Below are 25,705 nucleotides of genomic sequence, written 5' to 3' on the forward strand. Positions count from 1 at the left end.
CTCAGCTACGCGCCGTCCATCGATTCGGTGATGGAGGAAGTCGCCCGGCGCTACGGTGCCAATGGCGGCGCGATCATCTTCAGTGGCATGGGCGACGATGGCGCGCGGGGCTGTCAGGCCGTGGCCGGGGCCGGCGGCCTGGTCTGGGCGCAGGATTCCGCCAGCTGCGCCATCGACAGCATGCCCAGTTGCGCGCGCAACACCGGCGTCGTGGCCCACAGCGCACCCCCCGAGGCGCTGGCCCGGGATCTGGCGGCCCATCTGGCCAAGACCGCCCAGCGAGTGGAGAGCGGAACATGAGTGAAACGATCGAAACCGTGCGCAGTCTGGTCGTGCCCCTGGACAACGGCAGTATCCTGTTGCCGGGCACCGTGGTGGCGGAAATCGTCCCCTTCGTCGAGCCCGAGCGTACCGACGCCGCCGCCCCTGATTGGGTGATGGGCATGGCGGAGTGGCGCGACGAGCAGATACCTCTGATCTCTTTCGAAGCGCTGTGCGGCGAGCCGGTTCCCCAGCCCAGCCGCACCGCCCGTATCGCCGTGCTCAAGGCCCTGGGGGGTGCCCAGGAATTGCGCTACTTCGGCGTGCTGACCCAGCAGATCCCCCGCTTGCTGACGGTGTACGAAGGTGGGCTGGAGGATCTGGAGCGGGAGGCCGGTAGCCCGGCCGTGGCCGCCCGGGTGATGGTCAACGGCGAGGCGGTGATGATTCCGGACATGGATCTGCTGGAGCGTGATTTGAAAACACTGCTCGCCTGATTTGGGGTGGGGCGCTCAGGCGTCCCCGAACAGGCTTTGCAGCGCCGCCAGGCAAGCCATGCCCGCGGTTTCGGTGCGCAGCACCCGCGGCCCCAGCCGTAGCCCCTGAAAGCCCGCGTCAGCGGCAAGGAGGAGCTCCGCCTCGCTCAGGCCTCCCTCAGGCCCTGCCAGCAGCGCGATGGGCGCATCGGCTTCGGGCCGCAGATCCCGCAGGCGCACGTCACCTTCCGGGTCCAGCGCCAGTTTCAGCCCCCCGGGTGGCGCGCTCCACACCTCCTTCAGCGCTGTCGGAGTCAGCAATTGGGGAATGCGATTGCGGCCGCACTGCTCACAGGCGCTCACAATGACTCCCTCCCAGTGCCGCCGGCGTTTCTCCAGCCGCTTCTCGTCCAGGCGCACCACGCTGCGCTCGCTGAAGACCGGAAGTATGCGACTGGCCCCCAGTTCCACGGCCTTCTGCAAGGTGATATCCATGCGCTCGCCCTTGGAGACTCCTTGGATGAGCGTGATATCGAGGGGCGACTCCCGCTCCCGCCCGAGATGCGCCCCTACGTCCACCGAGACCCGCTTCTTGTCCATCTGCGTGATGCGCGCCGCATACTCGCCCCCCTGGCCGTCGAACAGGGTGATCTCGGCACCCGGCGGCAGCCGCAGCACCCGGACATGGCGAGCGGCGGCTTCGTCGAGCTCCAGGCTGTGCTGGCCTCGCAAGGGTTGTAGGCTGAAGAAGCGCGGCACGGGCCTCAGTCCCGCACCGCCAGATCGATGCCCTCGGCGGCTACTCGCCCCAGGTGTTCGATCTCTTCTTCCGTGATCACGTAGGGCGGCATGAAATACACCACGTTGCCCAGCGGGCGCAGCAACGCGCGGTTGCGCAGGGCATGCTGGTAGACCTTCAGACCGCGGCGCTCCTGCCAGGGAAAGGGCGCGCGGGCGGCCTTGTCCTTGACCATTTCGATGGCGAGGATCATGCCCGTCTGGCGGACTTCCCCCACATGGGGGTGGTCGGCCAGGGGCGCGGCCACCTCGGCCATCTTCTCCGCCAGGCGGCGGTTGCGGGCGATGACATTGTCCTGTTTGAAGATATCCAGGGTTGCCAGCGCCGTGCGGCAGGCCAGCGGGTTGCCGGTATAGCTGTGGGAGTGCAGGAAGGCACGCAGGCTGGCGTAATCGTCGTAGAAGGCCTGGTACATGGCCTCGGTGGTCATTACCACGGCGAGCGGCAGGTAGCCGCCGGTGAGTCCCTTGGAGAGGCACATGAAATCCGGCGTGATACCGGCCTGCTCGCAGGCGAACAGGGTGCCGGTGCGGCCGAAGCCCACGGCGATCTCGTCGGCGATCAGGTGCACGCCGTGGCGGTCACAGGCGTCTCGCAGGCGCTTGAGGTAGATCGGGTGGTACATGCGCATGCCGGTGGCGCATTGCACCAGCGGTTCGACGATCACCGCGGCGGCCTCGTGGGCGTGTTGCTCCAGGGCCCGCTCCATGGCGAGGAAGGCGCGCTCGGCGCAATCCTCCCAGCTCTCGCCGGCCTCCCGCTGCCAGGCGTCGGGGGAGGGCACTGTGATCGCCTCCATCAGCAGCGGCTTGTAGGTTTCCTTGTATAGCGCCACATCCCCCACCCCCAGGGTGCCCAGGGTCTCGCCGTGGTAGCTGTTGGATAGGGTGATGAACTTGTGCTTGGCCGGGCGGCCTTGGTTGCGCCAGTAGTGGTAGCTCATCTTCAGGGCCACTTCCACGGCGCTTGAGCCGTTGTCGGCATAGAAGCAGCGCTGCAGGCCGGGCGGGGTGAGTTCCACCAGGCGTTCGGACAATTCCACCACCGGCTCGTGGGAGAAGCCGGCGAGGATCACGTGCTCCAGGGTATCGAGCTGGTCCTTCACCGCCTGGTTGATGCGCGGGTTGGCGTGGCCGAACAGGTTCACCCACCAGGAGCTGATGGCGTCGATGTAGCGGTTGCCTTCGTAGTCCTCCAGCCACACACCCTGGCCACGCTTGATGGGCACCAGCGGCAACCACTCATGGTCTTTCATCTGGGTGCACGGGTGCCAGAGTACGGAGAGGTCGCGGTCGACCAGGTCTTGGTTACGCATGGACGGTCACTTTCTGTTGTGCGGCGACCGCCGAGCCCGGCGACCCTCCCTGGTTTCGGGTCGCCGTGGAGTTCAGACCCGGGCGCTCCGGCTCGGCCGCTCGCCAAGCCCCAGGCGGTGCCAGATGCGCTCGGTCACCGGGGCCTGGTTCATGGCGTAGAAATGCAGGCCCGGCGCGCCGGCGTCCAGCAGCCGCCGGCACATTTCGCTGATCACATCCACGCCGTAGTCCACCAGGGATTCTCGGTCATCGGCGAAGGCTTCCAGGCGCTTGCGCAGCCAGCGGGGGATTTCCGCGCCGCAGGCGTCCGAGAAACGGGCGAGCTGCTTGTAGTTGAGGATGGGCATGATGCCGGGGACGATGGGCAGGTCGATCTGTTGCTGTTCGCAGGCATCGACGAAGCGGAAATAGGCGTCGGCATTGAAGAAATACTGGGTAATAGCGGCGTCCGCTCCGGCCTCCACCTTGCGCTTGAAATTGGCCAGGTCCACTTCCGCATTGTCCGCCTGGGGATGGACCTCGGGGTAGCAGGCCACTTCGATGCGGAAGTAGTCACCGGTTTCGGCGCGGATGAACTCCACCAGCTCGTTGGCGTAGCGGAACTCTCCGGCCTCCATGGTGCCCGAGGGCAGATCGCCGCGCAGGGCGACGATGTGACGTATGCCCTCGGCCTGATACTGGCGCAGGATATCGCGGATGTTCTCCCGGGTGCTGCCGATGCAGGACAGATGCGGCGCGGCGTCGATGCCGGATTCCCGCTGGATCTCGCACACGGTCTCGAAGGTGCGGTCCCGGGTGGAGCCGCCCGCCCCGAAGGTCACCGAGAAGAAGCGCGGCCCGAGAGCCGCCAGCCGCTCTCGGGTCAGACGCAGCTTGGCCGCCCCCTCGTCGGTCTTGGGCGGGAAGAATTCGAAACTGAAGACCGGGGCGTGGAGTTTCTGGCTTTGCATGACTGGTGCTGGCTTGTGTCCTGGCAGGGCGGCTTGGGGGCAAGGCTTCCTGCGGGAGCGGTTTGCGGCCGCGATATCTTTGCTGTGCAAAGACGGTCGCGGTCAGACGCCGCTCCCGCAGGGGCTGGCCTCAGTACCGATAGCTGTCGTTCTTGAACGGCCCGTCCTGCGACACGCCGATGTATTCGGCTTGGGCGCGGGTCAGGCGGGTCAGTTTCGCGCCGATCTTCTCCAGATGCAGGGTCGCCACCTTCTCGTCCAGATGCTTGGGCAGCACGTAGACGGTGTTGTCGTACTCGCCGTGGTTGTTCCACAGCTCGATCTGGGCCAGCACCTGGTTGGTGAAGGACGCACTCATCACGAAGCTCGGGTGCCCGGTGGCGCAACCGAGGTTCACCAGCCGGCCTTCGGCGAGCAGGATGATGCGGTTGCCCGAGGGCAGGGTGATGTGATCCACCTGGGGCTTGATGTTGTCCCACTCGTACTGCTTCAGCGAGGCGACATCGATCTCGTTGTCGAAGTGACCGATGTTGCAGACGATGGCGTTGTGCTTCATCCGCAGCAACTGCTCGTGGTTGATCACGTGGTAGTTGCCGGTGGCGGTGACGAAGATGTCCGCCTTGTCCGCGGCCTCGTCCAGGGTCACCACCCGGTAGCCTTCCATCGCCGCCTGCAGCGCGCAGATGGGGTCGATCTCGGTGACCCACACGGTCGCGCCCTGGCCGCGCAGGGACTGCGCGCAGCCCTTGCCCACGTCACCGTAGCCGGCCACCACGGCGATCTTGCCGGCGATCATCACGTCGGTGGCCCGCTTGATGCCGTCGAGCAAGCTTTCGCGGCAGCCGTAGAGGTTGTCGAACTTGCTCTTGGTGACCGAGTCGTTGACGTTGAAGGCGGGGCACTTGAGGCTGCCTTCCCGGGCCATATCGTAGAGTCGCAACACCCCGGTGGTGGTCTCCTCGGAGACGCCGCGAATCGACTCCAGCAGCTGCGGGTGCTTGTCGTGCACCAGCTGGGTGAGATCCCCGCCGTCATCGAGCAGCATATTCGGTGCCCAGCCGTCGGGGCCGGTGATGGTCTGCTCCACGCACCACCAGTATTCCTCTTCCGTCTCGCCCTTCCAGGCGAACACCGGCACGCCGGCCTCGGCAATGGCCGCGGCGGCATGGTCCTGGGTGGAGAAGATGTTGCACGAGCTCCAGCGCACCTCGGCGCCCAGATCCACCAGGGTCTCGATGAGCACCGCGGTCTGGATGGTCATGTGCAGGCAACCGGCGATGCGCGCGCCCTTCAAGGGGCTCTTGCCTCGGAATTCCTCGCGCAGGGCCATCAGACCGGGCATTTCCGTCTCGGCGATGGCGATTTCCTTGCGGCCCCAGGTGGCGAGGGAGATGTCGGCGACCTTGTAATCCTGTTCCAATTGTTTCGCTGCCTCTGCGTTCATGAGTCAGGCCTCCGCGGTGTCGGTGGCTTTGAGTTCAGCGGCCTCGCGCAGCGCGCCGGCCCGGTCGGTAGCCTCCCAGCTGAACTGCGGCTCCTCGCGCCCGAAGTGGCCGTAGGCCGCCGTGGGGGCGTAGATGGGGCGCACCAGGTCGAGCATGCGGGTGAGCCCGTAGGGGCGCAGGTCGAAGTGGCTGCGCACCAGCTCGACAATGCGCGCCTCGGGAATGCGCGCGGTGCCGAAGGTGTCCACACTGATGGAGGTGGGCTCGGCCACACCGATGGCGTAGCTGACCTGAACCTCGCAGCGTTCGGCCAGGCCCGCGGCGACGATGTTCTTCGCCACATAACGCCCGGCATAGGCCGCCGAGCGGTCCACCTTGGAGGGATCCTTGCCGGAGAACGCGCCGCCGCCGTGGCGGGCCATGCCACCGTAGGTGTCGACGATGATCTTGCGCCCGGTCAGCCCGCAATCTCCCACCGGCCCACCGATCACGAAGCGCCCGGTCGGGTTGATGTAGTAGCGGGTGTCGGCGTTCAGCCAGTGGGCGGGCAGCACGGGCTTGATGATCTCTTCCATCACCGCCTCGCGCAGCGCGTCGGTGCCCATCCCTTCATCGTGCTGAGTGGAGAGTACCACCGCGTCCACGGCCACCGGGCGGCCGTTCTCGTAGCGCAGGGTAACCTGGCTCTTGGCGTCCGGGCGCAGCCAGGGGAGCTGTCCGTTGTGGCGCAGCTCCGCCTGACGCTTGACCAGTCGGTGCGCCAGGGTGATCGGTGCGGGCATCAGCACGTCGGTCTCGGCGGTGGCGTAGCCGAACATCAGGCCCTGGTCACCGGCACCCTGGTCTTCGGGTTTCTGGCGATCCACGCCCTGGGCGATGTCCGGGGACTGCTTGCCGATGCAGTTGAGCACCCCGCAGGTCTCCCAGTCGAAGCCCATGGCCGAGGAGTTGTAGCCGATGCGGCGCACGGCCTGGCGGGCCACGTCCTCGAAGTCCACGCTGGCGGTGCTGGTCAGCTCGCCGGCGAGGATGATCATGCCGGTCTTCACCAGTGTTTCTACCGCCACGCGCGCCATGGGGTCCTGCTCCAGCACGGCGTCCAGGATGGCGTCGGAGATCTGATCGGCCACCTTGTCGGGATGGCCCTCGGAGACGGATTCGGATGTGAACAGAAAGTCTCTCACCCTGGGTAACTCCTTTTTAAAGCGTGTCATGCCGGGCCGTGAAGCGGCGCGCTTCCGTCTGGATCACGTGGCCCGCGATTGTAGCGTTCGATGGGTCGCAATGCGAACCTTCTCCGCCTTGCCCGAAAGGCCAAAGTCGGAGAAAATCCGCGCTCTTACCTGCCCGGGGAAGGTGCCTGAGGCCCCTCGCGGCGCATGTCCTATTGCCGGGTTGCCCCCCGATGGTGGCGACCCCGACTCACAGCCGGCCCCGCGCCGTGCTTCGGGAGCAGAATCTATGCCTTCACGTCGAGACCTTGCCAACGCCATTCGTGCCCTTAGCATGGACGCGGTCCAGCAGGCCAATTCCGGGCACCCGGGCGCTCCCATGGGCATGGCGGACATCGCCGAAGTGCTGTGGAACGATTTTCTGCGACACAATCCCGCCAACCCCCAGTGGTTCAACCGTGACCGCTTCGTGCTCTCCAACGGCCATGGCTCCATGCTGCAGTATTCCTTGCTGCACCTGGCCGGCTACGAACTGAGCATGGACGATCTGAAGAACTTCCGGCAGTTCGGCTCCAAGACCCCCGGCCACCCCGAATATGGCTATGCCCCCGGTGTGGAAACCACCACCGGTCCGCTGGGCCAAGGCCTGGCGAACGGTGTGGGCATGGCGCTGGCGGAGAAAGTACTGGCGGCACAGTTCAACCGGCCGGGCCATACCCTGGTGGATCACCACACCTACGTGTTTATGGGCGATGGCTGCCTGATGGAAGGGGTCTCCCATGAGGCCTGCTCGCTGGCCGGTACCCAGGGTCTGGGCAAGCTGATCTGTTTCTACGACGACAACGGCATCTCCATCGATGGCAAGGTGCAGGGCTGGTTCACCGATGACACCCCGGCGCGCTTCGAGGCTTACGGCTGGCACGTGGTGCGGGACGTGGACGGCCACGACGCCGAGGCGGTGCGCCGGGCGACGGAAGAAGCCCGGGCGGTCACCGACAAGCCCAGTATCATCTGCTGCAAGACCGTGATCGGCTTCGGCGCCCCCAACGTCTGCGGCACCCACGGGGTGCATGGCGCGCCGCTGGGCGCCGACGAGATCCAGGCCACCCGCGAGTTCCTCAACTGGCACCACGAGCCCTTTGAGATCCCCGAAGAGATTTATCAGGGCTGGAACGCCCGGGAGCGCGGCGAGCAACAGCAGCGCGAATGGGAGCAGGTGCTGGAGGCTTACCGTCAGGCGCATCCGGAGCTGGCGGCCCTGTTCGAGCGGCGTATCAGCGGCGAGTTGCCCGAGAGCTGGGGCCGGCATGCCGCCGAGGCGCTGGAGAAATTCAACGCCGAAGCGGCCTCCGTGGCCACCCGCAAGGCCTCGGAGATGGCGCTGAACAGCTTCGGGCCGTACTTGCCCGAACTGCTGGGCGGCTCGGCGGATCTGACCGGTTCCAACAACACCTGGTGGAGCGATTGCACGCCGGTGAGCGCCGACGATGCCGACGGCAACTACCTGTTCTATGGCGTGCGCGAGTTCGGCATGGCCGCGGTGATGAACGGCATGGCCCTGCACGGCGGTTTCATCCCCTACGGCGGCACCTTCCTGGTGTTCTCCGACTACGCCCGCAACGCCTTGCGCATGGCCGCGCTGATGAAGCTGCGGAATATCTTCGTGCTCACCCACGACTCTATCGGTCTGGGCGAAGATGGCCCCACCCACCAGCCCGTGGAGCACTTGGCCTCCCTGCGCATGATCCCAAACATGCAGGTGTGGCGCCCCTGCGATGCGGTGGAAACGCTGGTGGCCTGGCAGGTCGGGCTGGAGCGCCGCGATGGCCCCACCGCTCTGGCGCTGACCCGTCAGGGCCTGCCCCACCAGGCCCGCAACGCCGAGCAGCTGGCGGACATTCGCCGCGGCGGCTACATCCTTCGGGACTGCGCCGGGGAGCCGGAGCTCATTCTGCTGGCCACCGGTTCGGAGGTGGCGCTGGTCATGGAGGCCGCCGAGCGGCTCGCGGAGCAGGGTCGCGCGGTGCGCGTGGTGTCCATGCCCTGTGCCGAGCTGTTCGAGGCGCAGGATGCGGCCTACCGTGAAGCCGTGTTGCCCCGGGCCTGCCGGGCGCGCATCGCGGTGGAAGCGGCCTGGGCCGATTACTGGCTCAAGTACGTGGGCCTGGAGGGGCGGGTGATCGGCATGACCGGCTTCGGCGAATCGGCGCCCGCCAAGGTGCTGTTCGAGCATTTCGGCTTCACGGTGGACAACATCCTGGCCGTGGCCGAGGAGCTGCGCTAGAGCGCCGGGGGGACGCCGCCCGGGCCCTTTGCGGTATGGTTCGAGGGACAGGTGGGGCGCGGCGACGGCTTCTCCGTGAAGCGGCGCCGGGCCCCGGGTACTCGTAATCCAGCGCCAGCGGGCAGCCGGCGGGAGGTCACTCATGGCGATCAAGGTGGCGATCAACGGGTACGGGCGCATCGGCCGCAACATCTTGAGGGCGCTGTATGAGTCCGGCCGCAGCGACGAGGTGCGTATCGTCGCGGTCAATGACCTGGGGGATGCTCGAACCAATGCGCATCTGACCCGGCACGATTCCGTGCACGGGCGCTTCCCGGGCGATGTGCGGGTGGAGGGCGAGGATCTGCTGGTCAACGGCGAGCGGATACGGGTCTGCGCCGAGCGCGACCCGGCGAAGCTGCCCTGGAAGGCGCTGGGCGTGGATGTGGTGCTGGAGTGCACCGGGCTTTTCACCAGCCGCGAGAAGGCCCGGGCCCATCTTCAGGCCGGCGCGCGCAAGGTGGTAATCTCGGCCCCGGGCGGCGAGGACGTGGATGCCACCGTGGTGTACGGGGTGAATCACCGCAGCCTCACCGCCGATCACGCGATCATCTCCAACGCCTCCTGCACCACCAACTGCCTCGCCCCCTTGGTGAAAGCCCTGCATGACGGGCTGGGCGTGGAGCGCGGCCTGATGACCACCATCCACTCCTACACCAACGATCAGGTGCTGAGCGACGTCTACCACAAGGACCCGCGCCGCGCCCGCAGCGCGACCCTCAACCAGATCCCCACCAGGACCGGGGCCGCCGCCGCCCTGGGGCTGGTGATCCCGGAACTGGCGGGGCGCTTCGATGGGTACGCCGTGCGGGTGCCCACCGCCAATGTCTCCCTGGTGGACCTGACCTTCACCGCCAGCCGCGATACCGATGCCGAGGAGGTGCGGCGCATCGTCCGCGAGGCCTCGGAAGGCGACTTGGCGGGTATCCTCGGTTACAGCGAGGAGCCGCTGGTATCCATGGACTACAACCATGATCCGCGCTCCTCCATCCTGGATGCGGAACTGACCCGGGTGGTGGGTGGCCGCCTGGTCAAGGTCTGCGCCTGGTACGACAACGAATGGGGTTTTTCCAACCGCATGCTGGATGTGGCGCTTGCCCTGATGAAAGCCGCCTGAACCCAGGAGACGCCGATCAATTCTCGGGGGGCTCTGACCGTCTGACTGGCGCGGCGGCCCCCGGGGGTTGGACAGCGTCGCCGTGACAAACAACAAACCAATACGGAGCGAATGATGGCGATCACCCGAATGAGCGAACTGGCCCTCGAGGACAAGCGTGTGCTGATCCGCGAGGACCTCAACGTGCCCCTGACCGAGGACGGGGGGGTGGCGGACGACACGCGCATTCGGGCGGCCCTGCCCACGCTGCGGCAGGTCTTGTCGGCGGGGGGGCGGGTGATGGTGATGAGCCACCTGGGTCGTCCCGAGGAAGGCCGGTTCGAGGCGCGTTACTCCCTGGCCCCCGTGGCCGCCCGTCTGGCCGAACTGCTCGGGCGCGAGGTGCGCCTGGAAGCCGACTGGCTGGATGGCGTGGAGGTGGCGCCCGGCGAGCTGGTGCTGTGCGAGAACGTGCGCTTCAACGCCGGCGAGAAGGCCGATGACGAGGCGCTTTCCCGACGCATGGCCGCGCTGTGCGACATCTACGTGATGGACGCTTTCGGTACCGCCCATCGTGCCCAGGCTTCCACCCATGGCGTTGCCCGGTTCGCCCCCCAGGCCTGCGCCGGCCCGCTGCTGGCGGCGGAGCTGGACGCCCTGGGTGCGGCCATGGAGGCGCCCCGACGGCCCCTGGTAGCCATCGTCGGCGGATCCAAGGTGTCCACCAAGCTGACGGTGCTGGAATCGCTCAGCGGGGTGGTGGATCAATTGATCGTCGGCGGCGGCATCGCCAACACTTTCCTCGCCGCGGCGGGGCACCCGGTGGGGGAATCCCTCTACGAGAAGGACATGCTGGATGAGGCGCGGCGCCTGATGGAAGCCGCCCGCGCCAAGGGCGGCGAGATCCCGCTGCCCCTGGACGTGGTCTGCGGTTCCCATTTCGGCGCCGACGCCAAGGCCGAGGTGCGGGCGCTGGACGAGGTGGGCGAGGGCGAAATGATCCTCGATGTGGGGCCGCGCACCGCCGCCAGTTACGCCGAGCTGCTGCGCCGGGCCGGCACCATCGTCTGGAACGGGCCGGTGGGCGTGTTCGAGTTCGATCAGTTCGCCGAAGGCACCCGCGCCATGGCCGAGGCCATCGCCGAGAGCGAGGCCTTTTCCATTGCCGGTGGCGGCGACACCCTGGCGGCGGTGGCGAAGTTCGGCGTGGCCGAGCGGATCTCCTACATCTCCACCGGTGGCGGCGCCTTTCTGGAGTTTCTGGAAGGCAAGACCCTGCCGGCGGTGGCGGTGCTGGAGGCGCGTGGCGCCTGAGGCGGCCACGGGCCAAACACACCCCCTGTAGGAGCCCCTTCTACAGGGGGCAGGTACATCGAAGCCATTTCATCGAAGGAGCAAGGATGCGTCGTCGCACCAAGATAGTCGCCACGCTGGGGCCGGCCAGCGCCGAACCGGGGGTGTTGCGGGAGATGCTGCGCGCCGGCCTGGACGTGGTGCGCCTCAACCTCTCCCACGGGGACCATGCCACCCACCGTCGACTCCTGGCGAGCGCCCGCGCCGCCGCCGCCGAGCTCGGAGTGTGTCTTGCGGTGATGCCGGATCTGCAGGGCCCCAAGATTCGCATCGAGGGCTTCAGGCGCGGCCCGGTGCGCCTCGCGGCTGGCGAGCCTTTCGCGTTGGACGTCGCGCTGGCGGCGGATGCGGGCGATGAACAGGTGGTGGGGGTCAGCTACAAGCAGCTGCCCGAGGACGTGGCGCCGGGCGACATCCTGCTGCTGGCCGATGGGCTGATTCGCCTGAAGGTGGCCCGGGTGCGGGGCAGCCGGGTGGAAACCACGGTGCTGGTGGGCGGTGAGTTGTCCGATGCCAAGGGCCTGAACCGTTTCGGGGGCGGTTTATCGGTGGCCGCGCTCACCGACAAGGACCGGGAGGATATCCGCTTCTGTGCCGAGATCGGGGCCGACTACATGGCCGTGTCCTTTCCCCGGGACGGGGCGGACATCGAGCAGGCCCGGCGCCTGCTGCGGGAGGCCGGCGGCGACGCGGGCATTGTCGCCAAGATCGAGCGCCGGGAGGCGCTGGACAATCTGGACGAGATCATGGAAATGGCCGACGCGGTCATGATCGCCCGGGGCGATCTGGCGGTGGAGATCGGCGACGAGGAACTGGCCGGGGTGCAGAAGGATCTGATGCGCCGCGCCCGTGCCCGGGACTGCGTGGTGATCACCGCCACGCAGATGATGCAATCCATGGTCAGCAGCCCCACCCCCACCCGCGCCGAGGTGCTGGACGTGGGCAATGCGGTGCTGGACGACACCGACGCGGTGATGCTCTCCGAGGAAACCGCGGTGGGGGCGCACCCGGCCCGGGTGCTGGAAGCCATGGCCCGGGTCTGCGCCGGCACGGAGCGCTACCAGCGCTTCGCCGCTCACCACGAGGACGCGACCAGTGGCTACCGCTATATGGATGAGGCCATCGCCAAGGCCTCCATAGACACGGCCAACCGCCTGGGGGCGCGGGCCATCGCCGCGCTGACCGAGTCCGGCGCCACGGCGCTGTGGATGTCGCGCATCGGCACCGAGCTGCCGATCTTCGCCTTTACTCGCCACGAGGCCACCCGTCGCAAGGTGGCGCTGTATCGTGGGGTGTACCCGCTGGCGCTGGATGTGGCCGAGGCGGACCATGCCCGGGTGAATCGGCAGGTGCTGGAGCGGCTGCGCGAGGAAGGCGTGCTCTCGCAGGGCGATTTGCTGGTGCTCAGCAAGGGGGATCTGGCCGGCGTGAAGGGCGGTACCAACACCATGAAGATCCTGCGCCTGGAAGAGCGCCCGGGGGAGGCGCCCTCCGCCTGACGCGAGCCCGGGCGCCCGATTGCAGCGCGGCCGTGTTTCCTGGGATTGGCCTTGGCCACGAATGTTGCAACGCCGGCATCATCCGCCGGGCTTCGCGGCCCGGGCCGCCTCCAGGGGTGGCCCGGGGGCATCAGCCGTACTTGGACAGCATCCTCGTCAGCTCGTTGAGCTTGTCCTTGGCCGCCGTCGGCAATTCCTCCCCCGGCGCCACCTCATGCTCGATGGCGCAGGCCATCATCTCGTAGAAGGCCTTGTTCAGCGCCTTGCGCGAGGCGGCGAGTTGCTGGGCCACCTGCTCGCAGGCCGCGTCCTCCTCGATCATGCGGCGTATGCCGCGGATCTGCCCCTCCACCCGGGCGAGACGGGCGAGCAGCGCCTTGCGCTGGGCCTGCTGTAGGGCGTGCATGTCACTGGCCATGTCGTCACCTCGTGTGAACCGCTAGAATGGCGCCCTTGTTCATCCGTTGCCGGTCAAGGACACCCATGAGTCACGCCCCCGAAGCCCTGTACGATTCCGAGCTCAAGAGCCTGCCCCTGCTGCACAAGGGCAAGGTGCGCGATGTCTACGCCATCGACGAGGAGCGCCTGCTGATCGTCACCAGCGACCGGCTTTCCGCCTTCGATGTGATACTCCCCGACCCCATTCCGGGCAAGGGCGCGGTGCTCACCGCCGTATCCAGCTTCTGGTTCGCGCGCACCGGCCATATCGTGCCGAACCAGCTGCTGGATGTGCCGCTGGAAGCGGTCATTCCCGACCCGGCAGAGGCCTCCCGGGTGGCCGGCCGTGCCATCGTCACCGTGCGGGCTCGCCCGCTGCCGATCGAAGCAGTGGCCCGAGGATACCTGATCGGCTCCGGCTGGAAGGACTATCAGGCCAGCGGCCGGGTCTGCGGCATCGAGCTGCCGCCGGGCCTGCGTCAGGCCCAGCGTCTGCCCGAGCCCCTTTTCACCCCCGCCACCAAGGCCGCGGTGGGGGATCACGACGAGAACATCAGCTTCGAGCAGGCCGCGCGGACCATCGGTGGCGAGCTGGCCGAACAGGTGCGCGAGCTCACCCTGCGTCTCTACGGCGAGGCGGTCGAGTACGCCGCCAGCCGCGGTATCATCATCGCCGACACCAAGTTCGAATTCGGCCTGGACAGGAACGACCGGCTGATCCTCATCGACGAGGCGCTGACCCCGGATTCCTCGCGCTTCTGGCCCGCCGATCAGTACCGGGAAGGGACTTCCCCGCCGAGCTTCGACAAGCAATACGTGCGCGATTACCTGGAGACCCTGGACTGGGACAAGACCGCGCCCGGCCCTCGCCTGCCCGCCGAGGTCATCGCTCACACCGCCGCCAAGTACCGCGAGGCGCAGCAGCGCCTGACCGGCGAATGAAGTCGGCCCCGCCCCGGCCAAGCCGGGGCTGCATCGCGATCAAAGCGCGTTGATCGGGATCTTCAGATAGCGCACTCCGTTGTCCTCGGCGGGCGGGAACTCGCCGGCGCGCATGTTCACCTGCACGGAAGGCAGCAGCAGGGTGGGCATGGCCAAGGTGGCGTCGCGCTCCTCGCGCATCGTCACGAACTCCGCCTCGCTCACCCCGTCATGCACGTGCACGTTGCCGGCCTGCTGCTCCGCCACGGTGGTCTCCCACGCGTATTCATCCCGCCCCGGCGCCTTGTAGTCGTGGCACAGGAAGAGGCGGGTATCCTCCGGCAGCTCCGTGAGCAGACGGCGAATGGAGCGGTACAGGGTGCTCGCGTCGCCGCCGGGGAAGTCCGCCCGCGCCGTGCCGTAATCGGGCATGAACAGGGTGTCGCCCACGAAGACCGCGTCGCCGATCACGTAGCTCAGGCAGGCCGGCGTGTGGCCGGGGGTATGCATCACCCGCGCCAGCAGACCGCCGATGTGGAAGCTGTCGCCCTCGGCGAACAGCCGGTCGAATTGCGAGCCGTCGTAGCGGAAGGCCGCCTCGGCGTTGAAGATCCTGCCGAAGATCTTCTGCACATCGCGGATATGCTCGCCGATGCCGGTCCTGCCGCCCAGATGCTCCTTGAGATACGGCGCGGCGGAGAGATGATCGGCATGGGCGTGGGTTTCCAGGATCCACTCGATGCGCAGATCCTGCGCGCGCACATGGTCGATGATCCGGTCAGCCGATGCGGTGTGGGTACGGCCGGATTTCGGGTCGTAGTCCAGCACTGAATCGATGATGGCCGCCTGCTGGCTGGCCGGGTCGCGGACCACGTAGGAGACCGTGTTGGTGGCCTCGTCGAAAAAGGACGCTACCTGCGGAATCATGATCTGCCTCCCTGCGCCTTGGCGCGTTCGAAGATCAGACTGTGAGCGAACATGCCCAGCAGCATGGCGCCGATAAAGCCATGGACCGGGGTCAGACCGCTCAACAGGGCGAGGATGCCGGGGCCGGGGCAGATGCCCGCCAGGCCCCAGCCAATACCGAAAATGGCCGCGCCGCCGATCAGCCGCCCGTCCAGGTCCTGGCGGGTGGGCAGCACGAAACGTTGCGCGCACCAGGGCCGGCCCAGGCGTTTCATCAGGCGAAAGCCGGGGATGGTCACGGCCAGAGCGCCGCCCATGACCAGCGCCAGGGTCGGATCCCACTGGCCTGCCACATCCAGAAAGCCGATGACCTTGGCCGGGTTCACCATGCCGGAGATCACCAGGCCCAGACCGAACAGGGCGCCGCTTGCGAGAGTCATCAGCCACTGCGCCATGGTTCAGCCTCCGATCAGGTGGCGGGTAATGAAGACGGTGAGGCCGGCGGTGACCATGAAGCTCACCGTGGCGACGATGGAGCGGGCCGACAAGCGACCGATGCCGCACACGCCGTGGCCGCTGGTGCAGCCGCTGCCAAGGCGCGCGCCGAAGCCCACCAGCAGGCCCGCGGCGATCATGCCCGGCCAGCCCGCCTGCAGGTCCACCGGCAGGGGGCGGTCGCTTGCCAGCAACCAGCCCAGCCCGCCGAGCAGCAGCCCGGCCACGAACAGCAGCCGCCAGAGCCGATCACCGCCTTGGGGCTTGAGCAGGCCGCCGACGATGCCGCTGATGCCCGCCACCCGGCCCGTGCCAAGAAACAGCAGCAGGCTGGCCAGACCGATCAGCAGGCCGCCGATCAAGCCGGAAACGGGCGTGAAGTTCTCCATGGGGCCTCCATGTTGCAGCGCAGGTAGTGCGGGTGGTGCCGCTGATCAGCTTATATACCCCCTGGGGTATGTCAAGGGCGGCCGCGCAGCTGGCGCACCGCCGCCTCGGTGCTCAGGAATATTCGCCCCGGCGCCAGTGCCTCCAGCAGTTCGCTGTGGCGCAAGCGGTCCATCACGGGGCCCTTCACCTCGGCCAGGTGCAGGGTGATGCCGGCCTCCTCAAGGCTCAGGCTCAGGCGCTCCAACGCCGCCAGGGCGCTGTGGTCTATGCTGTTGATCGCGCAGCAGATCAGCACCAGATCCCGCAGCGCCGGCTGCTCCGCCGCGGCGCGCGCCACCACGTCCTCCAGGTGCCCGCTGTTGGCGAAGTACAGGCTGCGGTCCACCCGCAGCAGCAGCAACTCCGGCCAGGTTTCCACCGTGTGGCGACAGACATTGCGGTAGTGCTCGGTGCCGGGCACGCGGCCCACCACGGCCAGATGCGGCCGGCTGGCACGGGCCTGGAATACGGCCAGCGAGAGCAGGGCGCCGCTGATCAGGCCCGCCTCCAGGTTCCAGGCCAGCGAGATCAGGAACGTGACCAGCCAGGTGGCGCCATCGGCCCGGTCATAGCGCCAGGCGCTACGCAGTGCGCGCCAATCCACCAACGGTGCCACCGCCACTACGATTACCGCCGCCAGCACGGACTTGGGCAGCCGTTCGAAAGCGGGGGTGAAGAACAGGGTGGCGAGCAGCACCAGGGCGGTGGTGATCAGGGTGGCGAGCTGGGTGCGGGCGCCGGCGGCGTAATTGACCATGGAGCGGCTGAAGCCGCCCGCCACTGGCATGGCCCCGCTCACTGCCGCCGCCGCATTGGCCGCGCCCAGGGCGAGCAGTTCCTGGTTTGCCGCCACCCGTTCCCGGCGCCGGTAGGCCAGCACCTTGGCCACGGAGATGCTCTCCACGTAGGCGATCAGCGCGATCAACAGCGCCGAGCCGAGCAGCGAGCCGGAGATTCCGCTACTCAGAAAGGCCAGGCTGGCGCTGGGGAGCCCGGCGGGAATGGCGCCTACCACGGCGACACCTTTCTCGGCGAGCCCCAGCGCTGCCACCAGGGCGATGCTGGCGAACACCAGCGCCAAGGGGGCGGCGCGGCTGAGCAAGCCGGCGGTGGCGGCAGCGAGTCCCAGCCGCCGCAGCAGCGCCGGGAAGCCGGCGCGCAGGAACGCCAGCAGCGCCACACCGCCAAGGCCCAGTGCGGTGGTGGCCGGGTGCCACAGGGGCAGCGAAGCAAGCAGGGCAGGGGCCTGCTGCCAGAAGAGCCCCGCCTTGGGCGCGGGTATTCCCAGCAGGGCCCCTGCCTGGCTGAAAATGATCAGCACCGCGGCGGCGCTGGTGAAGCCGGAGAGCACCGGGTGACTGAGAAAATCCACCAGCCGTCCCAGCCGTAGCGCGCCCATCAGCAGCAGCAGGGCGCCGCTCAGCGCCGCCAGCATCAGTGCCTGATCCAGCCAGGCCTGACTGCCGGGCTCCAGCCCCGTGCCGCGCAGCGCCTCCGCCACCAGCAGCGCCGCCACCGAGACCGGGCCCACCGCGAGGGTGCGGCTGGTGCCCAGCAGGGCATAGATGGCCGGGGGAATGATACTGGCGTACAGCCCCACCTGGGGCGGCAGGCCGGCCAGCAGGGCGTAGGCCAGGCCCTGGGGAATCAGCAGGGCGGCGGTGATGACGCCGGCGCTCAGGTCGTGCCCCAGGTCGGCCCGGCGATAGGCGCGGCCCCAGCCCAGCGCGGGAACCAGCCGTGACAGCAAGGTTGGTGAGCGCATGCACGTGTCTCTGTTGGAGGTTGACCGGCCCGGCTTAGCCCGGTGGGAGTGGCATACCCCCGGTAGTATCTAACTAGCCTAACAGCCCGCCCTGGCATTGCCAGGATTGCGGCGAAGCCGGTGATCGGCGATGGTTTGGCGGATGAAAATCTTCTTCAAGGCGCATATGGGCAAGCTCACCGGCTTTCTGCTCGGCCTGGTGCTGGGTAATGTCGGGTGGGCGCTGGCGTGCCTGCTGCCCGGCGCGCTGCTCGACCGGCGCCTGGCCTTGGAGCGCTGCCTGGGACTCGCCTGGCGAGGCTGTGGCATGTCGCGGCGCGACCAGTTCTTTCATGGCGCGTTGTTCGTCACCGCCGGGCATCTGGCCAAGGCCGATGGGCGGGTCAGCCCGGCGGAGATTCGTGCCGCGGAGGCGCTGATGGCCGAACTGGGCCTGAAAGGGGAGCGCCGCCGCCGGGCAATCGCCCTGTTCAATGCCGGCAAGGCGGGTCGCGGCCCCTGGCGGCGGCTGCTGCGCCGCTTTGCCCGCGCGGCGGATCGACGTATGGAGCGGCGCGAGCGGCTGCTGGGCTATCTGCTGCGGGTGGCTTTCGCCGATGGCGCCCCGGTGCCCGCCGCGGACCGGGTACTGGGGGAGGTGGCCAATCGTCTGGACATCAGTCGCATGCGCATGGACGATCTGCGTCGCCGGCGGCGCCACCACCAGGAGCGCGAGCGCCACCAATCCCGTTCGGTGCGGCCCACGCTGAACGGTGCCTACCGCCTGCTGGACGTCCCCGAGACGGCCGACGAGGCCGCCATCCGCCGCGCTTACCGCCGGGCCGTCAGCCGCCACCACCCCGACCGGGCCCAGGCCCGGGGGCTGGGGGAGCAAGCGGTGCGCGAGGCGACCCGGCGCACCCATGAGATCCGCCAGGCCTACGAGGAGATCCGCCGCGTCCGAGGTTTCTGAGCGCTACCCTCGGCTGCAAAAGCGCGAGCCATGCGGTAAAGTCCGGCGGCATCCACAGCCTCCCGGGAGCGCGCACGCACATGGCTGACTACAAGATCGCCCCTTCCATACTCTCCGCCGACTTCGCCCGTCTGGGCGAGGAAGTGGACACGGTGCTCGCCGCCGGCGCGGACATCGTCCACTTCGATGTCATGGACAACCATTATGTGCCTAACCTCACCATCGGCCCCATGGTCTGCCAGGCGCTGCGCAAGCATGGGGTGACGGCGGAGATCGACGTGCACCTGATGGTCAAGCCGGTGGACCGGATCATCCCCGACTTCGCCGCCGCCGGGGCGAGCTACATCACCTTCCACCCCGAGGCCAGCGAACACGTGGATCGGACCCTGCAGCTGATTCGCGATCAGGGCTGCAAATCCGGTTTGGTCTTCAATCCGGCCACCCCGCTGGATTACCTGCGCTACGTGATGGACAAGGTGGACATGATCCTGCTGATGTCGGTCAACCCCGGCTTCGGCGGCCAGACCTTCATCCCCGCCACCCTGGACAAGCTGCGCGAGGCCCGCGCGCTGATCGACGCCAGTGGCCGGGACATCCGCCTGGAGGTGGACGGGGGCGTCAAGACCGAGAACATCCGCGCCGTGGCCGAGGCCGGTGCCGACACCTTCGTCGCCGGCTCGGCGATCTTCGGCCAGAGCGACTACCGGGCGGTGATCGACGCCATGCGGGCGGAGCTCGCCCAAGTCCGCCGATGAGCCGGGTCATGGCGGCGCCCAGCGGTGACATCCGTGCGGTACTGTTCGATCTGGACGGCACTCTGGTGGACAGTGCCCCGGACCTGGCCCATGCCCTGGATCTGACCCTGGTCGAGCAAGGGCTGCCGCCGGCCGGCCCCGAGCGGGCCAGCCACTGGGTGGGCAATGGCTCACGGCGGCTGGTGGCCCGTGCGCTCACCGGCGAGATGTGGGCCGACCCGGCCGACACCGCGCACTGGGACCATGTGCTGGAGCGCTTCTTCCACCACTACGGCGAGCACATGCTGGAGCGCACCCGGCCCTACCCCGGGGTGCCCGAGACCCTGGCGGCGCTGCGCGAGGCGGGCCTGCGGCTGGCCGTGGTGACCAACAAACCTTCGCGTTTCGTGGCTCCCTTGCTGGAAGGCCTGGAGCTTGGGCCCTTCGAGCTGCTGCTCGGCGGCGACAGCCTGCCGGAGAAGAAACCCCACCCCCTGCCGCTGCTGCACGCAGCCCGGCAACTGGGCGTGGAGCCCGCGCAGACCCTGATGGTGGGGGACTCGCTGAACGATGTGGAGGCGGCCCAGGCCGCCGGCATGGGGATTATTTGCGTCCCTTATGGTTATAATCACGGCCAGGACATACGCGCCGCCGGCGCGGATGCCGTCCTCGAACACTTCGCGCAACTGAACAATTATCTGAGCATCACGGCCTGAGCATGGACCGCGCACTACTGGCAGAACTGCACACCACCGGACGATGGCGAGGCGGGCACAACGACGCCTGATCCTTGCCGTTATCCAGTGAGTGAGCACCATGCACGCAGACCAGTTTGAGCGCCTGAGCGCCCAGGGCTTCAATCGCATTCCCTTGATCCGCGAGATCCTCGCCGATCTCGAAACCCCGCTGAGCACCTATCTCAAGCTCGCCCAAGGGCCCTATTCCTTCCTCTTCGAATCCGTGCAGGGCGGCGAGAAATGGGGCCGCTACTCCATCATCGGCCTGCCCGCCCGCACCCGCCTGGAAGTGTGCGGCGAGCGCATCCAGGTGATTCACGACCAGGCCGTCATCGAGACCGCCCAGACCGCGGATCCGCTGGCCTGGATCGAGGCCTACCAGCAGCGCATTCGCGCCGCCCGCCCGCCGGGCTTTCCGCAGATGCCGCGCTTTCTCGGCGGCCTGGCCGGTTACTTCGGCTACGACACCGTGCGCTACATAGAGCCGCGCCTGAAGCGCTGCCCCAACCCGGACGAGCTGGGTGTGCCGGACATGCTCTTCATGGTCAGCGACGAGGTGCTGGTCTTCGACAACCTGGCCGGGCGTCTCTACCTGGTGGTGCACGTGGACCCGGCCGAGGAGGGCGCCTACGGCCGCGGCGAGGCCCGCCTGGATGAATTGGTGAATCAACTGCGCAACGCCCGCAGCGCCTACCCTGTGCCCCGTGCGCCGCGGGAACTGTGCGAGGACGACTTCCGCTCCAACTTCGAGCAGGCCGGCTTCGAGGAGGCGGTGGAGCGGATCAAGCGCTACGTCATCGACGGCGATGTGATGCAGGTGGTGCCCTCCCAGCGCATGAGCGCCCCCTACAGCGCCCCGCCGCTGGATCTCTACCGCGCCCTGCGCTGCACCAACCCCTCGCCCTATATGTACTTTCTGGACCTGGGCGATTTCCAGGTGGCGGGCTCCTCGCCGGAGATCCTCGCCCGGCTGGAGGACGACGAAATCACCGTGCGTCCCATTGCCGGCACCCGCAGGCGCGGTCATACCGCGGAAGAGGACCGGGCACTGGAGCAGGAACTGCTCAACGACCCCAAGGAAATCGCCGAGCACCTGATGCTCATCGATCTGGGCCGCAACGATATCGGCCGGGTGAGCGAAGTGGGCAGCGTACAGCTCACCGAGCGGATGGTGGTGGAGCGCTACTCCCACGTAATGCACATCGTCTCCAACGTCACCGGCAAGCTCAAGCCCGGCCTCGGGCCCATGGACGTGCTGCGGGCCACCTTCCCCGCCGGCACCGTCAGCGGCGCGCCGAAGATCCGTGCCATGGAGGTCATCGACGAGGTGGAGCCGGTCAAGCGCGGTGTCTACGCCGGCGCGGTGGGGTATTTGTCCTGGTCCGGCAATATGGACACCGCCATCGCCATCCGCACCGCCGTGATCAAGGACGGCCAGGTGCACGTGCAGGCGGGCGCGGGGGTGGTGGCCGACTCGGTGCCGCGGCTGGAGTGGAAGGAGACGCTGAACAAGGGGCGTGCCCTGTTCCGCGCCGTGGCCATGGCCGAGCGCGGCCTCGACAATCGCGAGGGGGCCTGAGCCATGCGCCTGCTGATGATCGACAACTACGATTCCTTCACCTACAACCTGGTGCAGTACTTCGGCGAGCTGGGCGCGGAGGTGGTGGTCCACCGCAACGACGAGATCACCTTGGCGCAGATCGAGCAGCTGGCGCCGGAGCGGCTGGTCATCTCCCCCGGCCCCTGTACGCCCAACGAGGCGGGCCTGTCGCTGGCGGCGGTGCGCCATTTCGCCGGCCAACTGCCGATTCTGGGTGTGTGCCTGGGGCACCAGACCATCGGCCAGGTCTTCGGCGGCCGGGTGGTGCACGCCGGTCAGGTGATGCACGGCAAGACCTCGCCGGTGCATCATCAGGACCGCGGCGTGTTCCGCGGCCTGCCCAACCCGCTCACCGCCACCCGATACCATTCCCTGGTGGTCGAACAGGCGAGCCTGCCCGACTGTCTGGAGGTGACGGCCTGGACCGAGCGCGAGGGCGGCGGCCTGGACGAAATCATGGGCCTGCGCCACCGGGAGCTGGACGTGGAGGGCGTGCAGTTCCACCCGGAGAGCATCCTCACCGAGGCGGGGCACGCCCTGCTGAAGAACTTCCTCAACAGGGGTTAGCGCGATGGATATACAGACGGCCATACGCACGGTCACCGAAGGCCGCAGCCTGGACCAGGAGGACATGGGCACGGTGATGCGGGCCATCATGACCGGGGAGTGCACCCCAGCGCAGATCGGCGGCTTTCTCATCGGCCTGCGCATGAAGGGCGAGACGGTGGACGAGATCGCCGCCGCCGCCCGGGTGATGCGCGAACTGGCCAGCGCCGTGGAGGTGAGCAAGCAGCATCTGCTGGACACCTGCGGCACCGGTGGTGACTCCCGCGGCACCTTCAACGTCTCCACCGCCACCGCCTTCGTCGCGGCGGCGGCCGGCGCCAAGGTGGCCAAGCACGGCAACCGCTCCGTCTCCAGCCGCTCCGGCAGCGCCGATGTGCTGGAGGCCGCCGGGGTGAACCTGGACCTCACCCCCGAGCAGGTGGCCCAGGCCATCGAAGAGGTGGGGGTGGGCTTTTTGTTCGCGCCGCGCCATCACGGCGCCATGCGTCACGCCGTGGGCCCGCGCCGGGAAATGGCGGTGCGGACCATCTTCAACCTGCTCGGCCCCATCACCAACCCGGCCGGCGCCCCGCACCAGTTGCTGGGCGTGTTCGACGGCCGCTGGGTGCGCCCGGTGGCCGAGGTGCTGCGCGAATTGGGCAGTCGCCGGGTGCTGGTGGTGCACTCCGATGATGGCCTGGACGAGATCAGCATAGGCGCGGCGACCTCCGTGGCCGAGCTGGATCAGGGCGAGGTACGTGAATACCGCATCGCGCCGGAGGATTTCGGCATGGAGCGAGCTGATCTGGATACCGTGCGGGTGCATAGCGCCGAGGAGAGTCTGGCGATGATCCGCGATGTCTACCAGGGCGAGCCCGGCCCGGCCTACGACATGGTGGCGCTCAATGCCGGGGCCGCCATCTATGCCGCCGAGCGGGCCGACAGCCTGTCCCATGGGGTGGAGCGCGCCCGGGAGTTGCTCGATGATGGCAGTGCGGGGCGCAAGCTCGCCGAATACGCGGACTTTACCCGCCGTCTCAATCCTTCCGTTTGAGGAGCGCGAAGATGCTGCCCGATACCCCCAATGTGCTGAAGAAGATCCTCGATCGCAAGGCCGAGGAAGTCGCCGAACGCTCCAGCGTGCTGTCGCGGGAGGCCCTGATGCGCCAGATGGCCGAGCAGGCGCCGCCGTTGCGCGGTTTCCGCAGCGCCCTGCAGCGGCGGATCGAGGCCGGCGCTCCGGCGGTGATCGCCGAGGTGAAAAAGGCTTCGCCGAGCAAGGGCCTGCTGCGCGAGGATTTTGACCCGGCCGAGATCGCTCGCAGCTACGAGCGCGGGGGCGCGGCCTGCCTGTCGGTGCTCACCGATGAGGATTTTTTCCAGGGCGCGGATGCCTACCTGCAGCAGGCCCGGGCCGCCTGCACGCTGCCCGTGCTGCGCAAGGACTTCGTGATCGATACCTACCAGATCTACGAGGCCCGCATGCTGGGGGCGGATTGTATTCTGCTGATCGTCGCCGCTCTGGGTGATGCGCTGTTGAAGGAGCTGTACGACTGTGCCCGCGGCATTGGGCTGGATGTGTTGGTGGAGGTGCACGACGCGGAGGAGTTGCAGCGGGCGCTGGCGCTGGAGCCGGAGCTGCTGGGGATCAACAACCGGGATCTGCGCAACTTCCACACGGATATCGACACCACCCTGAGGCTGAAGAGTCGGGTGCCGGCGCATAGCCTGCTGGTGACCGAGAGCGGCATAGCCACCGCGGAGGAGGTGGCCATGATGCGAGAAGCCGGGGTGCACGGCTTCCTGGTGGGGGAGAGCTTCATGGTGGCGCCGGAACCTGGGGAGCGGCTGCGGCAGTTGTTTTTTGCGGGGGGGTAAACCGCGGAGGTTCTTTAACCACAGAGACACAGAGGACACAGAGTTTCACAGAGGGGAGAGGGGTCGCGACAAAGGCTGGAGGGACGAGGAAACACGCAAGGTTTCATCATGTACCGTGCGCCCTTGTGGTTAGCCTGTTCTTCTTCCCGCTTTCCTCTGTGCCTCTTTGGTTAACAGCCCTTGCGGTTGAAACGTCCGGGCTGGGGGGATTCGTGCCCGGGGGCTGCTCCTACCGGGTGTTGAACACCACAATGGTCTTGCCCGCCACCGAGATGAGTTCCTGCTCCTCCAGATCCTTCAGCACGCGCCCCACCATCTCCCGCGAACACCCCACAATGCGGCCCAGCTCCTGCCGGGTGATGCGGATCTGCATCCCGTCGGGGTGAGTCATGGCGTCGGGCTCCTTTGTCAGGTCCAGCAGGGTGCGGGCGATGCGGCCGGTGACATCCAGGAAGGCCAGGTCGCCGACCTTGCGGCTGGTCTTGCGCAAGCGGTCGGCCAGCTGGGCGATTACCGGGAACATGATGTCGGGGTCTGATTTCATCAGCTGGCGAAAGCGGGCGTAGCTGATCTCGGCCAGCTCGCAGTGTGTGCGGGTGCGCACCCAGGCGCTGCGCTCGCTGCTGGAGCCGAACAGGCCCATCTCGCCGAAGAAGGCGCCGGCGTTGAGGTAGGTGAGGACGATCTCGTGACCGTTCTCGTCCTCCATCAGCACGCTCACCGAGCCCTCGATGATGTAGTAAAGGGCATCGGATTGGTCGCCCGCGTAAATGATGCCGGTTTTCGGCGGATAGCGCCGCCGGTGGCAGTGGGCGAGCAGATTGTCTATGGAGGTGTTGCCACCCGCCTGTCCCGAGGGCTGTAGCATGCTTGAATCCTTGTGTTTGCCGATCGCGGCCTTGCCGCGGGGCGCGCAGCCGTCCGGCATGCCTGTTCACTGGGGCGAAGCCTACACCCAAAGGGGGTGCGTTTCACCTCATGGTACGCGCATCGGCCACTCGTTATACTCGTTCGGAAATCTGGGGGCCCCGCCCGGTTCAAGCAAGCCGGCCGACCCCCTTTTGTTTTTCCAGGGGGCACGGAGGTGGCGATGCGCGCAACGGTGAAGTGGCTGGACAATGTGGCCTTCGAGGGCACCGCGGGCAGTGGCCACAAGGTACTCATGGACGGCCCACCGGATGCCGGTGGTCAGGACCGGGGCGTGCGGCCCATGGAAATGCTGCTGCTCGGCCTGGGTGGGTGCACGGCCTTCGACGTGGTGTTCATCCTCCAGCGCGGCCGCCATCCGGTGAGCGACTGCGTGGTGGAGATCGAGGCGGCCCGCGCCGAACAAGCGCCCAAGGTCTTCACCCGGATTCATCTGCACTACAAGGTCAGCGGCGAGGGCCTCAGCGAGGCGGCGGTGAAGCGGGCGGTGGAATTGTCCGCCGAGAAGTACTGCTCCGCCTCGCTGATGCTGGCCAAGGCTGCCGATCTGACCCACAGCTACGAGCTGGTTTGAGGGGCCTGCCCGTCGGGGCGGTCGCGGTTTGATGTCGGGGGTTTCGCCCCCGGCCCGCGGGTGGTCGACCGAGGGCCGGCGGGCTGGAACCGTCGGCCAATTCGTGCATAATT

General features: G+C 67.7%; 26 protein-coding genes. 15 read left to right on the forward strand and 11 right to left on the reverse strand.

Annotated elements, in window-relative coordinates; all coding sequences use genetic code 11:
* Both GBG68_RS00005 and GBG68_RS00010 read left to right on the forward strand, forming a co-directional pair.
* Positions 1–300: chemotaxis protein CheB (locus GBG68_RS00005; RefSeq protein WP_193222153.1), on the forward strand; the 300-nt coding region annotated here is incomplete at its 5' end.
* Entirely contained in the window at positions 297–758 is a 462-nt protein-coding gene (locus GBG68_RS00010; protein ID WP_152143803.1) for a chemotaxis protein CheW, read from the forward strand. The genes GBG68_RS00005 and GBG68_RS00010, both read left to right, overlap by 4 nt.
* A gap of 15 nt (positions 759–773) precedes the next feature.
* On the opposite strand, the gene GBG68_RS00015 is transcribed toward GBG68_RS00010, so the two are convergent.
* The 5 genes from GBG68_RS00015 to metK all read right to left on the reverse strand — a co-directional run bounded on the left by GBG68_RS00015 (position 774) and on the right by metK (position 6,431).
* A complete protein-coding gene (locus tag GBG68_RS00015) occupies positions 774–1,496 on the reverse strand; it encodes a 16S rRNA (uracil(1498)-N(3))-methyltransferase (RefSeq protein WP_152143805.1) in 723 nt (240 codons plus the stop codon).
* 5 nt (positions 1,497–1,501) lie between these two features.
* Positions 1,502–2,851: an adenosylmethionine--8-amino-7-oxononanoate transaminase gene (locus GBG68_RS00020; protein WP_152143808.1), complete on the reverse strand. Its 1,350-nt coding sequence runs from the start codon at positions 2,849–2,851 to the stop codon at positions 1,502–1,504.
* 72 nt (positions 2,852–2,923) lie between these two features.
* Entirely contained in the window at positions 2,924–3,802 is an 879-nt protein-coding gene (gene metF, locus GBG68_RS00025; RefSeq protein ID WP_152143810.1) for a methylenetetrahydrofolate reductase [NAD(P)H], read from the reverse strand.
* A gap of 130 nt (positions 3,803–3,932) precedes the next feature.
* Entirely contained in the window at positions 3,933–5,246 is a 1,314-nt protein-coding gene (ahcY, locus tag GBG68_RS00030; protein ID WP_152143812.1) for an adenosylhomocysteinase, read from the reverse strand.
* Positions 5,247–5,249: 3 nt separating this feature from the next.
* Positions 5,250–6,431 carry a methionine adenosyltransferase gene (gene metK / locus GBG68_RS00035; protein WP_152143814.1) on the reverse strand — a complete coding sequence of 394 codons (1,182 nt, stop codon included), beginning with the start codon at positions 6,429–6,431 and terminating at the stop codon, positions 5,250–5,252.
* Positions 6,432–6,708: 277 nt separating this feature from the next.
* Here metK and tkt point away from each other — a divergent pair, with 277 nt between their 5' ends.
* The 4 genes from tkt (at position 6,709) to pyk (ending at position 12,690) form a co-directional block, all read left to right on the forward strand.
* Positions 6,709–8,703, forward strand: a complete 1,995-nt coding sequence (gene tkt / locus GBG68_RS00040) for a transketolase (protein WP_152143816.1) — start codon at positions 6,709–6,711, stop codon at positions 8,701–8,703.
* 142 nt (positions 8,704–8,845) lie between these two features.
* Positions 8,846–9,859: a type I glyceraldehyde-3-phosphate dehydrogenase gene (gene gap, locus GBG68_RS00045; RefSeq protein ID WP_152143819.1), complete on the forward strand. Its 1,014-nt coding sequence runs from the start codon at positions 8,846–8,848 to the stop codon at positions 9,857–9,859.
* Between the two features lie 114 nt (positions 9,860–9,973).
* Positions 9,974–11,152, forward strand: coding sequence for a phosphoglycerate kinase (locus GBG68_RS00050; RefSeq protein WP_152143822.1), 1,179 nt, complete (start codon positions 9,974–9,976; stop codon positions 11,150–11,152).
* A gap of 86 nt (positions 11,153–11,238) precedes the next feature.
* Positions 11,239–12,690 (forward strand): pyruvate kinase, encoded by a 1,452-nt coding sequence (gene pyk / locus GBG68_RS00055; protein WP_152143824.1) that lies wholly within the window; start codon positions 11,239–11,241, stop codon positions 12,688–12,690.
* 130 nt (positions 12,691–12,820) lie between these two features.
* On the opposite strand, the gene GBG68_RS00060 is transcribed toward pyk, so the two are convergent.
* A complete protein-coding gene (locus GBG68_RS00060; protein WP_152143826.1) occupies positions 12,821–13,108 on the reverse strand; it encodes a metal-sensing transcriptional repressor in 288 nt (95 codons plus the stop codon).
* 65 nt (positions 13,109–13,173) lie between these two features.
* On the opposite strand from GBG68_RS00060, the gene GBG68_RS00065 reads away from it, so the two are divergent.
* Positions 13,174–14,070: a phosphoribosylaminoimidazolesuccinocarboxamide synthase gene (locus GBG68_RS00065; protein WP_152143828.1), complete on the forward strand. Its 897-nt coding sequence runs from the start codon at positions 13,174–13,176 to the stop codon at positions 14,068–14,070.
* Between the two features lie 39 nt (positions 14,071–14,109).
* On the opposite strand, the gene GBG68_RS00070 is transcribed toward GBG68_RS00065, so the two are convergent.
* The 4 genes from GBG68_RS00070 to GBG68_RS00085 all read right to left on the reverse strand — a co-directional run bounded on the left by GBG68_RS00070 (position 14,110) and on the right by GBG68_RS00085 (position 17,644).
* Positions 14,110–14,976 carry an MBL fold metallo-hydrolase gene (locus GBG68_RS00070; RefSeq protein WP_152143830.1) on the reverse strand — a complete coding sequence of 289 codons (867 nt, stop codon included), beginning with the start codon at positions 14,974–14,976 and terminating at the stop codon, positions 14,110–14,112.
* Positions 14,973–15,410: a DUF6691 family protein gene (locus GBG68_RS00075; protein WP_152143832.1), complete on the reverse strand. Its 438-nt coding sequence runs from the start codon at positions 15,408–15,410 to the stop codon at positions 14,973–14,975. The genes GBG68_RS00070 and GBG68_RS00075 overlap by 4 nt, the downstream gene beginning before the upstream one ends.
* 3 nt (positions 15,411–15,413) lie before the next feature.
* A complete protein-coding gene (locus GBG68_RS00080; protein ID WP_152143834.1) occupies positions 15,414–15,839 on the reverse strand; it encodes a YeeE/YedE family protein in 426 nt (141 codons plus the stop codon).
* A 71-nt stretch (positions 15,840–15,910) separates the two neighbouring features.
* Positions 15,911–17,644, reverse strand: coding sequence for a SulP family inorganic anion transporter (locus GBG68_RS00085; RefSeq protein ID WP_152143836.1), 1,734 nt, complete (start codon positions 17,642–17,644; stop codon positions 15,911–15,913).
* A 142-nt stretch (positions 17,645–17,786) separates the two neighbouring features.
* Between GBG68_RS00085 and djlA the strand changes: the two genes are divergently transcribed.
* The 7 genes from djlA (at position 17,787) to trpC (ending at position 24,091) form a co-directional block, all read left to right on the forward strand.
* On the forward strand, positions 17,787–18,596 hold the full coding sequence (djlA, locus tag GBG68_RS00090; RefSeq protein ID WP_193222154.1) for a co-chaperone DjlA: 810 nt from the start codon (positions 17,787–17,789) through the stop codon (positions 18,594–18,596).
* 80 nt (positions 18,597–18,676) lie between these two features.
* Positions 18,677–19,351, forward strand: coding sequence for a ribulose-phosphate 3-epimerase (rpe, locus tag GBG68_RS00095; protein WP_152143841.1), 675 nt, complete (start codon positions 18,677–18,679; stop codon positions 19,349–19,351).
* Positions 19,352–19,359: 8 nt separating this feature from the next.
* Complete coding sequence (locus GBG68_RS00100; RefSeq protein ID WP_152143843.1) at positions 19,360–20,046, forward strand: phosphoglycolate phosphatase; 687 nt, start codon at positions 19,360–19,362, stop codon at positions 20,044–20,046.
* A gap of 100 nt (positions 20,047–20,146) precedes the next feature.
* The gene (gene trpE, locus GBG68_RS00105) at positions 20,147–21,646 is read left to right on the forward strand and encodes an anthranilate synthase component I (RefSeq protein WP_152143845.1); all 1,500 of its coding nucleotides are present in this window, start codon (positions 20,147–20,149) and stop codon (positions 21,644–21,646) included.
* A 3-nt stretch (positions 21,647–21,649) separates the two neighbouring features.
* Positions 21,650–22,234, forward strand: a complete 585-nt coding sequence (locus tag GBG68_RS00110) for an anthranilate synthase component II (protein ID WP_152143847.1) — start codon at positions 21,650–21,652, stop codon at positions 22,232–22,234.
* 4 nt (positions 22,235–22,238) lie between these two features.
* A complete protein-coding gene (gene trpD, locus GBG68_RS00115; protein WP_152143850.1) occupies positions 22,239–23,267 on the forward strand; it encodes an anthranilate phosphoribosyltransferase in 1,029 nt (342 codons plus the stop codon).
* A gap of 14 nt (positions 23,268–23,281) precedes the next feature.
* Positions 23,282–24,091 (forward strand): indole-3-glycerol phosphate synthase TrpC, encoded by an 810-nt coding sequence (gene trpC / locus GBG68_RS00120; protein ID WP_226801519.1) that lies wholly within the window; start codon positions 23,282–23,284, stop codon positions 24,089–24,091.
* 229 nt (positions 24,092–24,320) lie between these two features.
* Here the strand turns inward: trpC and crp are convergent, their stop codons facing one another.
* Positions 24,321–24,959 carry a cAMP-activated global transcriptional regulator CRP gene (gene crp / locus GBG68_RS00125; protein ID WP_152143854.1) on the reverse strand — a complete coding sequence of 213 codons (639 nt, stop codon included), beginning with the start codon at positions 24,957–24,959 and terminating at the stop codon, positions 24,321–24,323.
* A gap of 222 nt (positions 24,960–25,181) precedes the next feature.
* On the opposite strand from crp, the gene GBG68_RS00130 reads away from it, so the two are divergent.
* A complete protein-coding gene (locus GBG68_RS00130) occupies positions 25,182–25,592 on the forward strand; it encodes an OsmC family protein (RefSeq protein WP_152143856.1) in 411 nt (136 codons plus the stop codon).
* Positions 25,593–25,705: the final 113 nt, after the last annotated feature.

The sequence above is a fragment of the Alkalilimnicola sp. S0819 genome, from assembly GCF_009295635.1.
Taxonomy (GTDB): Bacteria; Pseudomonadota; Gammaproteobacteria; order Nitrococcales; family WHIW01; genus S0819.

Bases quoted from the DNA above. Each gene is read 5' to 3' on its own strand.
- GBG68_RS00010 (WP_152143803.1), top strand. From the start codon at position 297: ATGAGTGAAACGATCGAAACCGTGCGCAGTCTGGTCGTGCCCCTGGAC.
- GBG68_RS00020 (WP_152143808.1), bottom strand. From the start codon at position 2,851: ATGCGTAACCAAGACCTGGTCGACCGCGACCTCTCCGTACTCTGGCAC.
- metF (WP_152143810.1), bottom strand. From the start codon at position 3,802: ATGCAAAGCCAGAAACTCCACGCCCCGGTCTTCAGTTTCGAATTCTTC.
- ahcY (WP_152143812.1), bottom strand. From the start codon at position 5,246: ATGAACGCAGAGGCAGCGAAACAATTGGAACAGGATTACAAGGTCGCC.
- tkt (WP_152143816.1), top strand. From the start codon at position 6,709: ATGCCTTCACGTCGAGACCTTGCCAACGCCATTCGTGCCCTTAGCATG.
- gap (WP_152143819.1), top strand. From the start codon at position 8,846: ATGGCGATCAAGGTGGCGATCAACGGGTACGGGCGCATCGGCCGCAAC.
- GBG68_RS00050 (WP_152143822.1), top strand. From the start codon at position 9,974: ATGGCGATCACCCGAATGAGCGAACTGGCCCTCGAGGACAAGCGTGTG.
- pyk (WP_152143824.1), top strand. From the start codon at position 11,239: ATGCGTCGTCGCACCAAGATAGTCGCCACGCTGGGGCCGGCCAGCGCC.
- GBG68_RS00060 (WP_152143826.1), bottom strand. From the start codon at position 13,108: ATGGCCAGTGACATGCACGCCCTACAGCAGGCCCAGCGCAAGGCGCTG.
- GBG68_RS00065 (WP_152143828.1), top strand. From the start codon at position 13,174: ATGAGTCACGCCCCCGAAGCCCTGTACGATTCCGAGCTCAAGAGCCTG.
- GBG68_RS00070 (WP_152143830.1), bottom strand. From the start codon at position 14,976: ATGATTCCGCAGGTAGCGTCCTTTTTCGACGAGGCCACCAACACGGTC.
- GBG68_RS00075 (WP_152143832.1), bottom strand. From the start codon at position 15,410: ATGGCGCAGTGGCTGATGACTCTCGCAAGCGGCGCCCTGTTCGGTCTG.
- GBG68_RS00080 (WP_152143834.1), bottom strand. From the start codon at position 15,839: ATGGAGAACTTCACGCCCGTTTCCGGCTTGATCGGCGGCCTGCTGATC.
- GBG68_RS00085 (WP_152143836.1), bottom strand. From the start codon at position 17,644: ATGCGCTCACCAACCTTGCTGTCACGGCTGGTTCCCGCGCTGGGCTGG.
- djlA (WP_193222154.1), top strand. From the start codon at position 17,787: ATGAAAATCTTCTTCAAGGCGCATATGGGCAAGCTCACCGGCTTTCTG.
- rpe (WP_152143841.1), top strand. From the start codon at position 18,677: ATGGCTGACTACAAGATCGCCCCTTCCATACTCTCCGCCGACTTCGCC.
- GBG68_RS00100 (WP_152143843.1), top strand. From the start codon at position 19,360: ATGGCGGCGCCCAGCGGTGACATCCGTGCGGTACTGTTCGATCTGGAC.
- trpE (WP_152143845.1), top strand. From the start codon at position 20,147: ATGCACGCAGACCAGTTTGAGCGCCTGAGCGCCCAGGGCTTCAATCGC.
- GBG68_RS00110 (WP_152143847.1), top strand. From the start codon at position 21,650: ATGCGCCTGCTGATGATCGACAACTACGATTCCTTCACCTACAACCTG.
- trpD (WP_152143850.1), top strand. From the start codon at position 22,239: ATGGATATACAGACGGCCATACGCACGGTCACCGAAGGCCGCAGCCTG.
- crp (WP_152143854.1), bottom strand. From the start codon at position 24,959: ATGCTACAGCCCTCGGGACAGGCGGGTGGCAACACCTCCATAGACAAT.
- GBG68_RS00130 (WP_152143856.1), top strand. From the start codon at position 25,182: ATGCGCGCAACGGTGAAGTGGCTGGACAATGTGGCCTTCGAGGGCACC.